This is a genomic window from Metallibacterium scheffleri (assembly GCF_002077135.1).
GTDB lineage: Bacteria > Pseudomonadota > Gammaproteobacteria > Xanthomonadales > Rhodanobacteraceae > Metallibacterium > Metallibacterium scheffleri.
Genome location: NZ_LDOS01000002.1, coordinates 808,868 through 822,453 on the forward strand (window position 1 = coordinate 808,868; position 13,586 = coordinate 822,453).

At 66.5% G+C, this 13,586-nt stretch carries 11 protein-coding genes; 4 read left to right on the forward strand and 7 right to left on the reverse strand.

Going from position 1 to position 13,586, the window contains the following annotated elements; translation table 11 throughout:
- The first annotated feature begins 321 nt into the window (after positions 1-321).
- Both Mschef_RS08800 and Mschef_RS17695 read left to right on the forward strand, forming a co-directional pair.
- Positions 322-2,613: an Ig-like domain-containing protein gene (locus Mschef_RS08800; RefSeq protein WP_081127614.1), complete on the forward strand. Its 2,292-nt coding sequence runs from the start codon at positions 322-324 to the stop codon at positions 2,611-2,613.
- 69 nt (positions 2,614-2,682) lie between these two features.
- Positions 2,683-3,837, forward strand: a complete 1,155-nt coding sequence (locus Mschef_RS17695; RefSeq protein WP_081127617.1) for an OmpA family protein — start codon at positions 2,683-2,685, stop codon at positions 3,835-3,837.
- 21 nt (positions 3,838-3,858) lie between these two features.
- Here the strand turns inward: Mschef_RS17695 and Mschef_RS17255 are convergent, their stop codons facing one another.
- Positions 3,859-4,122, reverse strand: coding sequence for a hypothetical protein (locus Mschef_RS17255; RefSeq protein ID WP_136256435.1), 264 nt, complete (start codon positions 4,120-4,122; stop codon positions 3,859-3,861).
- A 258-nt stretch (positions 4,123-4,380) separates the two neighbouring features.
- Positions 4,381-7,425, reverse strand: a complete 3,045-nt coding sequence (locus tag Mschef_RS08810) for an Rne/Rng family ribonuclease (protein ID WP_081127620.1) — start codon at positions 7,423-7,425, stop codon at positions 4,381-4,383.
- Positions 7,426-7,748: 323 nt separating this feature from the next.
- Here Mschef_RS08810 and Mschef_RS08815 point away from each other — a divergent pair, with 323 nt between their 5' ends.
- Positions 7,749-8,699 carry an RluA family pseudouridine synthase gene (locus Mschef_RS08815; RefSeq protein ID WP_081127623.1) on the forward strand — a complete coding sequence of 317 codons (951 nt, stop codon included), beginning with the start codon at positions 7,749-7,751 and terminating at the stop codon, positions 8,697-8,699.
- Positions 8,700-8,839: 140 nt separating this feature from the next.
- Here Mschef_RS08815 and Mschef_RS08820 read toward each other — a convergent pair whose 3' ends face one another.
- From Mschef_RS08820 to Mschef_RS08835, 4 genes are all read right to left on the reverse strand, one after another.
- Entirely contained in the window at positions 8,840-9,655 is an 816-nt protein-coding gene (locus Mschef_RS08820) for a CPBP family glutamic-type intramembrane protease (RefSeq protein WP_081127626.1), read from the reverse strand.
- Positions 9,656-9,884: 229 nt separating this feature from the next.
- A complete protein-coding gene (locus Mschef_RS08825) occupies positions 9,885-11,324 on the reverse strand; it encodes an IS1182 family transposase (RefSeq protein WP_081126278.1) in 1,440 nt (479 codons plus the stop codon).
- Between the two features lie 52 nt (positions 11,325-11,376).
- On the reverse strand, positions 11,377-11,982 hold the full coding sequence (locus tag Mschef_RS08830; protein ID WP_081127629.1) for a hypothetical protein: 606 nt from the start codon (positions 11,980-11,982) through the stop codon (positions 11,377-11,379).
- On the reverse strand, positions 11,982-12,323 hold the full coding sequence (locus Mschef_RS08835; protein WP_081127632.1) for a 4a-hydroxytetrahydrobiopterin dehydratase: 342 nt from the start codon (positions 12,321-12,323) through the stop codon (positions 11,982-11,984). The genes Mschef_RS08830 and Mschef_RS08835 overlap by 1 nt, the downstream gene beginning before the upstream one ends.
- Before the next feature lie 153 nt (positions 12,324-12,476).
- Between Mschef_RS08835 and Mschef_RS08840 the strand changes: the two genes are divergently transcribed.
- The gene (locus Mschef_RS08840; protein ID WP_081127633.1) at positions 12,477-13,088 is read left to right on the forward strand and encodes an NfuA family Fe-S biogenesis protein; all 612 of its coding nucleotides are present in this window, start codon (positions 12,477-12,479) and stop codon (positions 13,086-13,088) included.
- 106 nt (positions 13,089-13,194) lie between these two features.
- On the opposite strand, the gene Mschef_RS08845 is transcribed toward Mschef_RS08840, so the two are convergent.
- The gene (locus Mschef_RS08845; RefSeq protein ID WP_081127635.1) at positions 13,195-13,569 is read right to left on the reverse strand and encodes a c-type cytochrome; all 375 of its coding nucleotides are present in this window, start codon (positions 13,567-13,569) and stop codon (positions 13,195-13,197) included.
- Positions 13,570-13,586: the final 17 nt, after the last annotated feature.

The window sequence follows — 13,586 nt, forward strand, 5'->3', positions numbered from 1 at the left end:
CGTATCGCAAGGTCCATGCCACGCGAGTGCATCCGCGCGGGCGGCGTGAAATCAGCGGGTTGCCGCGTACCGAGTCATGAGTTGCTTGCCGCGGCGTCCGCAATCGGACAGCGCGATGCGAAAACGGATGCACGGTGTGGATTGTGTATGGATTGTCACAGACATGTGTGCGCGGCCGTACAGACCCAGCATCAACACCGGGCGATGATCAGCGCGATGAAGTTTCGCGTTGTGCGATTTGCGGTGAGCGTCAGCGTGCGTGCCGATCGAGTTCGGCCGTCAACGCCAATGGTTTTCTGGATCCGATGGAGAGAGTGAGAAATGAACGAAATCAAGAGTTATTCCAGATACCTGCCGTTGTTCATGGTCTTGCTGATAAGTGCCGTGCTGGCAGGGTGCAGTGGCGGAGGTAGCCAGGGACGCGCCCCGATTCTTGGCGCGGGTGGCACGACCGCGGCGCTCGCTCCGACGGTGACCGCTGTGACTCCGGCCAACAACGCCACCGGCGTTGCAACCAGCAACCCCGTCATTGCCGCCTCCTTCAGTGAACCGATGGCGCCGATCACGGGCGCAGCCAGTTTCACCGTGACCTGCACCGGATCTTGCACGAGTCCCACCGGGACGGTGACGCTCGACGCCAGCAACACGGTTGCCACCTTTACTCTCACGCCCGGAACCACCCTGCAACCCCTCACCCTGTATACCGCCACGGTTACCGGGGCCACCAGTCTTAGCACAGGCCTGCCTCTGGCAAGTCCTTATGTTTGGACCTTTACCACGGGCATCCCGCCAACGGTGACCGCCGTGGCACCCGTCAACAACGCAACGGGTGTAACGACCAACAACACGATCATTACCGCCGCCTTCAGTGAGCCGATGGCGCCCATCACGGGCGCGGCCAGTTTCACGGTGACCTGTGCCGGGTCCTGCACCAGTCCCACCGGGACCGTGACGCTCAACGCGAGCAACACGATCGCCACCTACACCCTCACGTCTGGGACCACCCTGCAACCTAACACCCTGTATACCGCCACGGTCACCGCCGCCCAAAGCATCAGCGGCCTCGCCATGGTGAGTCCTTACGTCTGGACCTTCAGCACGGGTGTGGCGCCGAACACGACTCGGCCTCAGGTGCTGTCCACGGTACCAGCCACGACCCTGCCTGGCCCGACAACGGGTGTGCCGACCAATACCGCCATCACCGCCGTGTTCACTGAGGAGATGGCCCCAGCAACGATCACCGGGTCGTCCTTCACCCTGACAGGGCCTGGCACCACTGCGGTGGCAGGCACAGTGAGCTATGCCGTCGGCGCCGCGACTGCGACCTTCACGCCGACCGCAGCACTCGCCGCCGGCACGACCTATACCGCCACGATCACCACTGCAGCGACGAATCTGGCCGGCAATGCACTGGCCGGCAATCAGGCTGCCTTGCCCGCGGCGAGCAATTACGTCTGGACCTTCACCACTGCGGCGCCCATTGCATCGGCGGATGTCTCGGTGTTGTCCACCAACCCTGCCGCGGGCTCGAGCAGCGTATGCACCAACGCGGCCATCAACGCGACGTTCAATGTGCCTTCCGGGTTGCGCATGGATCCGACCACGGTCAACTCGGCAACGTTTACCGTGACCGGACCGGCGCCTTCGCTGACTCCGGTCACGGCAGGATCGGTGGTTCTTGATGGCGCCACAGGCACCATCGCAACCTTTACACCGCTCAATGCACTGACCGCGGGCGTGACGTACACGGCCACGATCATGGGTGGTGCCAATGGGGTCAAGGATCTTGCAATTCCGGCCAATGGGATGGCAAGCGATTTCCTCTGGCACTTTACCGTGGTGAATTGCTCCTCCCCGCCGCCGGTAGCCTTGGGATCGATATCGACATTCGGTGATTTTGGCGGATCCGCCGGAATGACCAACCAGGGCATCCTCACCATAGTCAACGGTGATATCGGAACCACAGCAGTGTCTACCTTGGTGACCGGTTTTCACGATTCAGGCGCGCAGTGCATCTATACGCAAACGCCGCTCAATATCGGCACCGTCAATGGCACAATCTACACGGCGCCGCCGCCGCCGACGGTTGGCTGTCCGACTGAAGGAACAGCAGCCACCCTGGCGATCGCAACGCAGGCCCGGGCCGACGCGTTGACTGCATATAACGCGCTGGTGGCGATGCCGGGTGGACCCGACCCAGGCGCCGGCAACTTGGCCAATCTTGTGCTTACTCCTGGCGTTTACACGGCCGCCGCGGGTTCGTTCATGATCCAAGGGGGCAACCTGACCCTTGACGCCCAGGGCAACGCGAACGCCGTGTGGGTGTTCCAGATGGCGAGCACGCTCACCGTGGGCGGACCGGGTACGGCGTTCCCGCAAAGTATCACTCTGGTCAATGGCGCGCAGGCGAAGAACGTGTTCTGGCAGGTGGGCACCGCCGCGACGATCAACGCGGGCGGCGGTGGAACCATGGTGGGAACGATCATCGCCCAGTCGGGTGTCAGCATCTCGACAGCAGGCAATGCCGCGATCACAACCTTGAACGGCAGGGCAATATCCCTGGGTGCTTCAGTGACGATCGTGAATACGGTCATCAATGTGCCGGCGCCTTGAGTCTCGAGGCATTCGAGCAACCGCTCTTCATACCACCATCTGAGACGGTCAATCCTCAGGGAGATCAACATGAAAGTATCAAGAACCCCATGGATGCTGAGTCTGGCGATACTTGCGGTCATCGCCAGCCCATTCGCGATGGCCGACAGTCCAGGCTGGTACATCGGCGCCAATGTCGGCCAGTCCAGGGCGACCATTGACAACCAGAGGATCACCAACGGTCTCCTGCAAAGCGGTTTTGTCACGACTTCGATGTCGGATCGCGATCGCAACACGGGTTTCAAATTTTTCGGCGGCTACCAGTTCAACAGGTATTTCGCCCTTGAAGGTGGCTACTTCGATCTGGGGAAATTCGGCTTTACCTCGATGACACTGCCTGCGGGCTCACTGAATGGAAATATCCGGCTGCGCGGTCTTGATTTCGACGTCGTCGGCTTCCTGCCGATCACTGAAAGATTGTCTGCGTTTGGCCGGGTCGGATTGATCTACGCCCAAGCCAGGGACGATTTCAGCGGGACCGGCGCGGTCAACGTGCTCATTCCTTATCCCAGGAAGAATGCTACGAACTACAAGTTCGGCGTTGGCTTGCAGTACGCGCTCACCCAATCGCTCGGCATGCGGCTTGAAGCGGAGCGCTATCGAATCGACGATGCCGTCGGCAACAAAGGCGACATTGATCTGCTCTCGGTCGGCCTGATCTATCGGTTCGGTGAAGCACCGCCCCCGCCCCCGCCCCCGCCGCCCGAAGCGACTCCTGCACCGCCACCGCCCCCGCCACCGCCGGTTGAGGCGCCAGCACCCGTGCCGGCACAGCAGAAAGTCGTGATCGAATTGCGCGGCGTGCAGTTTCAGTTCGATCGTCCGCGTCCAGGACAGTCCGACGTCAACGGCATTCTCGATCACCCGGTGGCGGACTCGATCGCGATCCTGGCCCAGGCTGCCGATACGTTGAAGCGTTATCCGGACGTCACCATCCAGATCGACGGTTACACCGATGCGATCGGCAGCCAGGCCTATAACCTGAAACTGTCCGACCGTCGCGCGGAATTCGTGGCCAACTATCTGACCGCGCACGGGGTTCCGGCCAGCCAGATCGTCGGTACCAAGGGTTTTGGCAAGGACGACCCGGTGGCCTCGAACAAGACCGCCGAGGGCCGCACGCGCAACCGTCGCGTCGAGTTCAAGGTCGAAAATGCCGCCGGCATGGATCAGCCGCAGCAGTAATTGAGTAGCGGCAAGCGAGCGTCATGCACGGGTCATGAAGTTCGTTGCGGATCCTCGATTCCGGGCCATAAATTGCGCGCCGTCCGAAAGGGCGGCGCGCGCATTTTGTTGATCAGTTTGCAAAACCGGGCATCCTGCCGCGGTTTGCAAGCGAACGGGCGCGGTAAAGCGCACCACCTTCGCCGCGACGAGCACATATGTGCTCGTCGCGGCGGCAGATCCCTGTGCCGGAGCGGTTTTGCGAACCGCTCTGTTGTGACAGGCCAGACCGTATGCGTCCGCCATCAGAGCATTGCAGCAGTGCCGTGATACGCGCCGAACGCGTGCGTGTCTGCGCAATGCGCGCAATCATGCCGTGCTCCCGGCGGAAAAGTGCAGAGCGCACCGTGCCGTATGCGCGCAGGCGGGTTATGCCGCCAAGTCTTGTGCGCATTGCGCCTGCAGTGGCCAGACCCTGGTCATTGGCGCCCAAGCGGCCATTGATGGGCGCTCAGGTGCAGGATCGCGGCCGAACGAAGCCGTATTCGACCGCGATGATGTTCCTCAGGGCGTCTTGTCAATGTTGCCCTGCGCAGCGTCCGGCAACAGGCTGGACTGGCGCGGTGCGGCAGCGGCATCAGGCGCGGCGGTGGCGGGTTGTGGTGCCGTGTCGGGTACCGGTGCGGCGACGGTGGGCGCGGGCTTGACGACCGGTGCCGGCGTCGACGCTGCGCTCGCCAAGGCTGGCGCTGTGGCTGCAACCTGCGCAGGCAGCGCGGTCGATGCTGGCGTTGCCGTGGGCGCGGCGCTCACGATCGGCGCGGTCACATACGCGGCGGCATCCAGCGGCACCGAGGGCGCGGGACGTTGCGCCTGGGGCGCTGGCGCGGGCCGCGGCACGGGGATCAGCGGTCTGGGTGTTGCCGTGGCGGGTGCCGGCGCGGGTTGCAGCGTGGTCGCCGACGGGATTGGGCCGGTCGTCAGCAGGCTGGCAGCTGGGCGCGGATCCACGTTGCTTGCCGCTGCTGCAACTGCGGGCACGGCGACTGGCATGTTCGCAGACTGCGTTGGCGCAAGCTGCGCGGATGGCGCGGATGGCGCGGATGCTGGCGGCGCCGCGGAGGGCATAGGCAATACCGGCGCGGAAGCCTGCGGCGCGCGCATGGCAGGCTTGGCGTGATGCGGCGCCTGTGCGACGGAGTTGTCGGCATCCTCGTCGTCGTAATCCTCGGCGTCGTGGCTGGTGTGGTCGGGTGTGCCGGAAACGTTCAACGTCGAGGCTTCGGCGCTGCGACGCCGGCGGCCGCCACGGCGGCCGCGACGCCGCGAACGCGTCGCCTCGCTGCCTTCCTTGGCACCTGCTATGGCCGCTGTGGCGGGTGTCGTGCTGGCTGCGCTGACTTCGCCCGGATGCTGGGTCGCGCTGTTGGGCGCCGGGGCAGCGTTTATGCCGCCTGCCTCCGTAGCGCCCGCCGCTGCCAGCAAAGCATCCGCAGTGTGCGCTTCTGGCGCGGCCACCGGCGCTGCGGGCTGGCGCTCGCGGTTGGGACGCTCGTTTACGGCCCGCTCGCCGGCCACGCGCTCGGCGTCTGGCTTGACGGGACGCTCGCTGGTGGATTTGCTCGTGGCGGGAGTCGGTACGCGTGCGCCGGAAACGGACTTGGCCAACCCCGGACGTTGCTGCGCGGGTGGTGTGCTCTTGGCGCCAGCCGTGGTGTTGCGGCCGCGCCCGCCACCACGGGCTTCATCGCGGTGGCCGCGGCGCTCGCGCGTCTCGCGGGTGCCGCGTTCGCGCTCGCCGGCGGCACGCGTGCCGTTGCGTGGTTTTGCCGTCGTTGCCGCGGGCGCGGGTGCGTGCGGCGTTTCGCCACTGCGGAACCAGCCGAACAGGCGCTTGAGCAGGCCGCCCTCGGCGGCTGCCGGCAGCGGCGTCATCGGTACGGCAGCGACGGTCCTGGGCGCGCTGGTCACCGGTGCCGCGGGGCCGTCTTCTTCATCGCGCAGCGGTGCCGGACTGCTGGGACGCACGCCGGAGACCGCGGGCTGCTCGCCCTGCGCGTCGATCTGTCCGACCTTGGGCAGCACCGCTTCCGGCCGCGCGGTGAGGCGTTCGTAGCTGGGCTTGACGTGTTCGCCCATGTCGCTGTCGCGCAGGCGCGTGATTTCGAGGTGCGGGGTTTCCAGATTCTCGTCGGCGACGATGACCACGTGCGTCTTGTGGCGCATTTCGATCTCGACCACCGCCGCGCGTTTTTCGTTGAGCAGATAGTTGGCGACCGTGGTCGGCGCCTGCACCAGCACCTGGCCGGTGCTTTCCTTCATGGCGTGCTCCTCGACCAGGCGCAACGCCGACAGCGACAGCGATTCGACACCGCGGATGCGGCCATGCCCCTCGCAGCGCGGGCATACGATTTGCGTGGACTCGCCGAGGCTCGGGCGCAGGCGCTGACGCGACATCTCGAGCAAACCGAAGCGCGAGATGTGGCCGATCTGCACGCGCGCGCGGTCATGCCGCAGCGCGTCCTTGAGCCGGTCCTCGACCTCGCGCTGGTGCCTGGGGCTGTCCATGTCGATGAAGTCGATCACGATCAGGCCACCCATGTCGCGGATGCGCAACTGGCGCGCGATCTCGGTGGCGGCCTCGAGGTTGGTGTTGAAAGCGGTGTCCTCGATGTCGCTGCCCTTGGTGGCGCGCGCCGAGTTGATGTCGATCGCGGTCAGCGCCTCGGTGGCGTCGATCACGATCGAGCCGCCGGCCGGCAGACGCACGTCGCGCTCGAAGGCGTTCTCGATCTGCGACTCGATCTGGAAGCGCGAGAACAGCGGCGTGGTGTCCTGGTACAGCTTGAGCTTGCGCAGGTTGTTGGGCATCACCTGCTGCATGAACTCGCGCGCGTCGGCGAACATCTCCTCGCTGTCGACGAGGATTTCGCCGATGTCGTTGCGCAGGTAGTCGCGCAGCGCACGGATGATCAGGCGCGACTCCTGGTAGATCAGGAACGGCGCCGGCTTGCTTTTGGCGGCCGCGTCGATGGCTTTCCACAGTTGCAGCAGGTAATCGAGGTCCCACTGCAGCTCTTCGGCGTCGCGGCCCATGCCCGCAGTGCGCACGATCAGGCCCATGTCCTCGGGCAAGGTGAGCATCTCCATGGCTTCTTTTAGCGCCTGGCGGTCTTCACCCTCGATGCGGCGCGACACGCCGCCGGCGTTGGGGTTGTCCGGCATCAGCACCATGTAGCGACCGGCCAGGCTGATGAAACTGGTCAGCGCCGCGCCCTTGGTGCCGCGCTCCTCTTTTTCGACCTGGACGATGATTTCCTGGCCTTCCTTCAACAGCTCGCGGATGCCGGCCTTGCGCGCATCCACACCGGGCTGGAAGTAGATCTTGTTGATCTCCTTGAGCGGCAGAAAGCCATGGCGTTCGGCGCCGTACTCGATGAAACAAGCCTCCAGCGAAGCCTCGACACGGGTGATGCGACCCTTGTAGATGTTGCCCTTGCGCTGTTCCTTGGAAGGGATTTCGATGTCCAGGTCGTACAGGTTCTGGCCATCGACGATGGCTACGCGCAACTCTTCACGCTGAGTCGCGTTGATCAACATGCGTTTCATTGTGTTGTTCCTCGGTCGCCCGTGGGGCGCGCCGCGGTGGCGCCAGAGGCGGCCAACCGGGCTCGCACCGTCGGGGTGCAAAGCGCAGCGGGTTACGCTGCGCTGGTGGGTGGGATACGACTGCCCCATCGGCACCGCCCGGCACCTTCGAGGATGCCGGCTGGACGCCGACCTGCATGAACAGGCTGGACGGAGTGCGGCCGCCTCGTACACGATGCACGGCCTGATCCGGCCGGCGCTGCCGGCAGGTGCGGTCCTGCAGCTTTACCGCCAGGGCCCGCAAAGAGCCAGCGCAGTGTAGGGGTCAGACGGGATATTTTTCAATGATGACGCGAACTTCCGATGCGCCCGCCGGTGGCGTCCAGCACATCCAGGTGGGTTCCGAGCGTGATGGACAGCGCATTGACAATGCCCTCGGCACCCTTTTGAAGGGCGTGCCGCGCAGCCTGATCTACCGCTTGCTGCGTACCGGACAGGTACGCGTGAACGGCAAACGCGCCAAACCGGATACGCGCCTGAACGCAGGTGACGAGTTGCGTCTGCCGCCGCTGCGCCAGTCGGCGCCGACGCAGGCCGCGGCGCCCGATGCAGGGCAGATCGAGCGCCTGCGGGCGGCCGTGGTGCATCACGACAAGCATTTCCTTGTGCTGGACAAACCCGCCGGCATCGCCAGCCACGGCGGCAGCGGCATCAGCCACGGCGCCATCGAGCTGCTGCGCGCGGCGTTCCCGGGAGACAGTATCGAACTGGCGCACCGGCTCGACCGCGACACCTCCGGCGTGCTGGTGCTGGCGCGCTCGCGCAGCGCGCTGCTGGGTGTACAGGCGGCGATCCGCGAGGGCCGCGTCACCAAGCAGTATCTGTGCCTGATGACCGGGCGCCTGCAGCGTGCGCGTTTCGACATCAACGTGCCGTTGCGCAAGTTCGATCTGGCCGGCGGCGAGCGCCTGGTGCGCGTGGCCGCGGACGGCAAGCCAGCGCTGACGTTCTTCCGCGAGCTGGAGCGCTACGCCGACGCCAGCCTGGTCGAGGCGACCCTGGCCACCGGGCGTACGCACCAGATTCGCGTGCACGCGCAGCACGCCGGCCATGCACTGGCCGGCGACGAGAAATACGGCACGCGCGAGGCCAATAAACTGTGGCGCGCACGCGGCCTCAGGCGTCTGTTCCTGCATGCGGCACGCTTCGAGTTCGAGATCGACGGCCAGGGTTGGAGTTTTTCCGCGCCGTTGCCGGACGATCTGCGCGCGGTCGTGCAGGCTCAGAGCCTGTGAAAAATTCCGCATCGTGCGGAATTTTTCATCGGCGCGTCCGGCACGGGTCCGTACGCGCCTCCGCGAAGCAGCCACTTGCGTGACCGCTTCGCGTCCGGCCATCCATGGCCGGACTGAGAGGCTGAAAAATTCACAGCCTCTCAGCCGCCCCAGCCCAGATAGCGCCCGCCGATGGCCAGCGAGCGCAGCCAGCCGGCGTTGCTGGCGATGCCGAGCAGCAGCGTGGCACCCAGCGCGTGCGCCACGATCACCGGCAGCAGCGCGCCACGGCGCAGGAACCAGCCAGTCCACAACAGGCCCGCGGCAAAAGCGAGCAGCATCAGCGGTGTATTTGGCGTGTGCGCCAGGGCGAACAACAGCGCCGCCAGCAGCACCGCCAGCGGCCGCCACGCCAGCGCATAGTCCAGGCGCCGCGCCACGATCACCAGCAGCAGGTATTGCTGCAGTGCCGCCCATGGCAAATAGCCCACGAAGCTGGCCATGCCAGGGACCATCACGGGCTGCGCCAGCCACAGCAGCAGCGCGGCCAACACCGGCAGCAGCGGCAGCGCCCATTGCCGCCACGGTGCCAGCCAATGCCAGGGCGCCAGCAGCGGCGTGCGACGCACGCTCAGCAGCAGCGCGAAACCCAGCGCCAGCAGGATCAGTGCGCCGGATCGCGCATCCGGCCGCTGGCTGTCACCGACGCCGAAGGCGATCAGCAGCACCGGCAGCAGCGCCAGCAGGGCCTCGCCCAGTGCGCGCAGCCGCGGCGCGTGTGGCGGCCAGCGCAACAGGCCCAGCATCAGCAAGGCGCAGGCGGCAATGGCGATCCAGTCCCAGGGCAAGACGCACCGTGCTGCGCCGGCGCGCGCTGGCGCTCCGACCGGCAACGCGATGGCCGCGGGGTCGCGTTGCCACAGCGCATCGCGCTGGGCCAGCAGATACGGTGAATACGTGGCGGACAGCCAGACCACGGGAACACCGGCGCGCGGCGGCGACTGCGCGCGCCAGTGCGCCCATGTCTGCGGTGCTTGCGGGCTCAGAGGCTGTGAGTTTTTCGGTTGTCGGCGTGGGCGCGACGGCTGCTGATGCTGGACGTGGTCGCCTGCGCGTGCGGTCGAATGGCGCAGACGGTGCCCGTGATGGGTGTCGGTCTCCCGAACTTCGCGCTGGCTGAGCGCTTTGGGGCCATTTCTTGCCCTCTCATGCGGCCTGCGCCGCCATGGCGGACGGATCTGTCCCCCAACCGATGAGTTGCGGTGCCAGCGCGGCGGTGCGCAACAGGTTGTGCGCCAGCACGAACAGGCCCACCACCGAGCGGACCTTGGCCAAGCCACGCACGGGCATGCGCAGCAGGCCTCGGTTACGCGCCTGGGCGTTGACGCATTCGGCGGTTGCCGCGCGCTGCTTGTAGATGTCCCTGGCCTCGCTGCCGGCCATGCGCACGCGCCACTGGGCCACCGCCTCGGAGTCATCGGGCTTGGGTTGGTGCTTGTCCTGCGCGACCTCCTTGCCCTGCGCGTCCTGCTTCGTCCTGGGTTCTGGCACCGGCGCGTAGACCTTGGTCCTGCCGGCCACCGCATCGATCTGCTCGTGCGCGGGGAAGCCGCCATCGACCAGCCACTGCTCCGGGCTGCGCCCCAGGCGCTGCGCGACCTGCTCGACCATCGGCGCCAGTTGCGCCATGTCGCTGCCGGCGGTGACCACGTCCATGCCGACGATGACCTGTTCTTCGCAGGTGGTGGCAAACTGCACGTTGAACGCCGGACGGAAACCGCCGTCGCCCATCTTCATGACCCGCGCGTCGGCGTCGGTGGTGCTCGCTCTGGCGTCTTCGGCCCTGGAGCCGTTGCGCTTCTTGGCAGCGGCCACTTCAGGCAGTTGCTCCAGCGCCGCCTGGATGCGCGCTTCGCGCTCCCGGGCCGCGCGCAGCTTGGCCGCCTGCGCTTGCCGCCGGGCTTGACCCGGATCGGCCTGGGCCTGCGTCTTGATCGTCTGCACCAGCTCGCGGGCCTGGCTCAGGTGGTCGTCCAGGCTGGCTTGGCGGCGGAACGAGGCGGCACCCGCAGCGGCGCGAACGCGCATGCCGTCCTGCGCCACGCGCTGCAAGGTGATCGCACCCACCGCGGCCAGGGCGGCTACGTTATCCGTGAGCAGCTCGTCCATCAGCGCTTCGTTGCCCGCACGAAAATCATTGAGCGCGTGATAGTTCACCGACACGCCGCCGCAAATCCACCGGTACGCATCGTGCTCCAGGCTCAGCCGCGCCACTTCGCGGCCGCTGCCCACACCGTCCAGCGTGGCGTACAGCCACAGTGCGAACAGAATGCGCGGGTCGATCGCCGCACGACCGGCGTTGCTGCCGCGCGCCTTGACCGCCTCGATCAACCGACTCAGGTCCTGACGCTCGACGTAACCCCACACCAGTCGCGCCCGGTGGTCCTCGGGCAACAACGATTCCAGGTCCGAGGCGCGCAGCTCCACCTGCAAACGGTTGGGTTCGAGCAATCGCGGCGCGCCTTGCTCTCGCTGCATCGCCGCCTTGGCCTGCGCCTCCCGTACCTGGGCTTCGCTGGGCTCGGGCAGGTCCAGAAACAGGCCTGTCTGCGTCGCCGCCGGGTCATGCTCAGTGGATGTCGTCATGCTCGCTATCATGCCTGCCGCACAACCGTTTGGGTGGCTCAGAGAAAAACTCTCACCCTCTCAGTGCTTGCGCCGGCAGCAGCATGGCGCTGATCAGCACGATGCGTCTTCCCGCGGGGCCGCTGGACTGCAGGCGCAGCATGGCGGCCCGGGTTGGCATGCGCGCGGGCTGGCCGGCGCAGCGCCAGGGCAAGGCCGCCAGATCGATGCGCAATGTCCCGGCGCGTGCAGGCAGCAGACCCGCGTCGGCGGTGCAGGCACGTGCATGCAGCGTGCTGCGCACGATGACGCTCAGGGGCAATGCCGCGGACTGGCGCAACGACAGCAGCAACACCGGTGCATCCGTCAACGCTGCCGGTCGCGCCAGACGCAGACCGATTTGCCAGCTGCCGCCGCGATAGTGCACCGCCAGCGCGTCATCATCCGCATGCACACTGGCGGCGCCAAACGCACGCGCGGCGATGACATCCGCGGGTCGGCGCAGCCGCCACTGCCACGGCGAGACGCCGCTGTGCCATGCGCGCCATTCGCGCAGACCCTGCTGCGCCACGCCGGCGCGGGTCAGCGCATTGCCCAGAGCAGCCAATGACCAGGCCAGCAACAGTGTCAGTGCGAGCAGCGCCGCTGCGCGCGCCAACGGCCGCGCGCCAAGGTACATCAACCGTACAGCAGGCGCTCGACGCGCGCGGCACAGATCACATCGTTCATCGACACGCCAGCGCAATCGTGCGTCGACCATGACACATGGCAGTGGCCGTAGCCGGCCTGCAGGTCGGGATGGTGATCGGCGCGATTGGCCAGGAAGCCGACAGCATTGATGAAGCCGAGGGTGTGGTGGAAATCGGCGAACTTGAAATCCTTGCCGATGGAAAGGTCATCCGCACCGCGCTGCCAGCCGGGCAGCAGCGCCAGCCATTCGGCGATGCGCGCGGCATCCAGGCGGTGCTCGGCGCCGCGGCGCGGCAGGCAGGATTGCGCGGCGAGTTGATCCAGCGTCATGGTCGGTTGCCTGGCAGTTTCGACGAGGCGCGAGTATAGGACGCTACAATGCGCATACGCGGACAGGGCCGCGCGGGTGCTGGTCTTGCGCAAGCCAGGCGGCACTCGCCGCGCACTCGGTGCGCGGGTGGCCACCGCTGAGAGGCACACGGCATGATCGATATTTCCGAACGCGCACAAATCTATTTCCGCAAGCTGTTGGCCGAACAAGGCGGTCCCGGTTGGGGTATCCGCTTGCGTGCCCGCGATGGCGGCACCCTGAAGGGCGACTGCGAGCTGAGTTTTTGCGAGCCCGCCGAGATCACCGGGGACGAATGGGTGCTGCAGTGCGAGGGCTTCAATGTTTTCGTGGATGGCGCCAGCGTGCCCTGGCTGGATGGTGCCGTGCTGGATTACCTGCCCACGGGCACCGGCCAGGCGCTGAGCGTGCGCGCGCCGCGTCTGCGCGGCGAGACCGATGCCGCGCAGGCTTCGCTGGCGCAGCGCGTCAAGCGTGTCATCGAGGACCTCATCAATCCGCAACTGGCGCAGCACAGCGGTCGCGTCAGCCTGCTCGAGGTGGGCAGCGATGGCAGCGTGGTGCTGGCTTTCGGCGGCGGTTGCCAGGGTTGCGGCCAGGTCGATCTGACCTTGCGCGACGGCATCGAGCGCACCTTGCGCGAGCAAGTGCCCGAGATCACCGCCGTGCGTGATGCCACCGAGCACGCCAAGGGCGAAAATCCCTATTACGCGGCGCACGCGCACGGCGAGTCAGCGCTGCGCTGAGCGGCGCTCGTCGTGACGATCGCGTCCATCGCACTGGCATGGCAAGCCAGACCCCGCCACCGCCGGGGCGCGTGAAACCGGCGCCTCGACGGGTCGTGGTGGCGCGTTACAGCGAGGTGCCTTGGCGCTTGTGCGAGCCGGAAACCTCGCCGCGCAGTGTCCACAGCACGGGCTTTTGCGCTGCGAAATAGGCCGCGATGTCTTCGCGGTCCTGCTCGGTCAGGGTCGAGGCGAAGCCGACCATGATCGGATTCTTGCGCTCGCCGTCCTGGTATTCCTTCAGCGCCTGCACGATGTACTGCGCGTACTGGCCGCCGAGGCGCGGGTACTGCGGATCGAGCGAATCGCCGTTCGCGCCGTGGCAGGCGAAGCAGACCACGGCTTTTTTCTTGCCTGCGGCGGCGTTGCCGCCGGCATGCGCGACCGGAATCAGCAGCAGCAGCGCGGCCAGCACCGGGGCGAGGATCAGCGTGCGTGTCATCGAATAATCCCCCGGGC

Coding starts and splice junctions, on each gene's coding strand:
- Mschef_RS08810 (WP_081127620.1), bottom strand. CDS start 7,425: ATGAAACGCATGTTGATCAACGCGACTCAGCGTGAAGAGTTGCGCGTA.
- Mschef_RS17255 (WP_136256435.1), bottom strand. CDS start 4,122: ATGGCGGACGCATACGGTCTGGCCTGTCACAACAGAGCGGTTCGCAAA.
- Mschef_RS08835 (WP_081127632.1), bottom strand. CDS start 12,323: ATGACGCTGGATCAACTCGCCGCGCAATCCTGCCTGCCGCGCCGCGGC.
- Mschef_RS08845 (WP_081127635.1), bottom strand. CDS start 13,569: ATGACACGCACGCTGATCCTCGCCCCGGTGCTGGCCGCGCTGCTGCTG.
- Mschef_RS08800 (WP_081127614.1), top strand. CDS start 322: ATGAACGAAATCAAGAGTTATTCCAGATACCTGCCGTTGTTCATGGTC.
- Mschef_RS08830 (WP_081127629.1), bottom strand. CDS start 11,982: ATGTACCTTGGCGCGCGGCCGTTGGCGCGCGCAGCGGCGCTGCTCGCA.
- Mschef_RS08840 (WP_081127633.1), top strand. CDS start 12,477: ATGATCGATATTTCCGAACGCGCACAAATCTATTTCCGCAAGCTGTTG.
- Mschef_RS17695 (WP_081127617.1), top strand. CDS start 2,683: ATGAAAGTATCAAGAACCCCATGGATGCTGAGTCTGGCGATACTTGCG.
- Mschef_RS08825 (WP_081126278.1), bottom strand. CDS start 11,324: ATGACGACATCCACTGAGCATGACCCGGCGGCGACGCAGACAGGCCTG.
- Mschef_RS08815 (WP_081127623.1), top strand. CDS start 7,749: ATGATGACGCGAACTTCCGATGCGCCCGCCGGTGGCGTCCAGCACATC.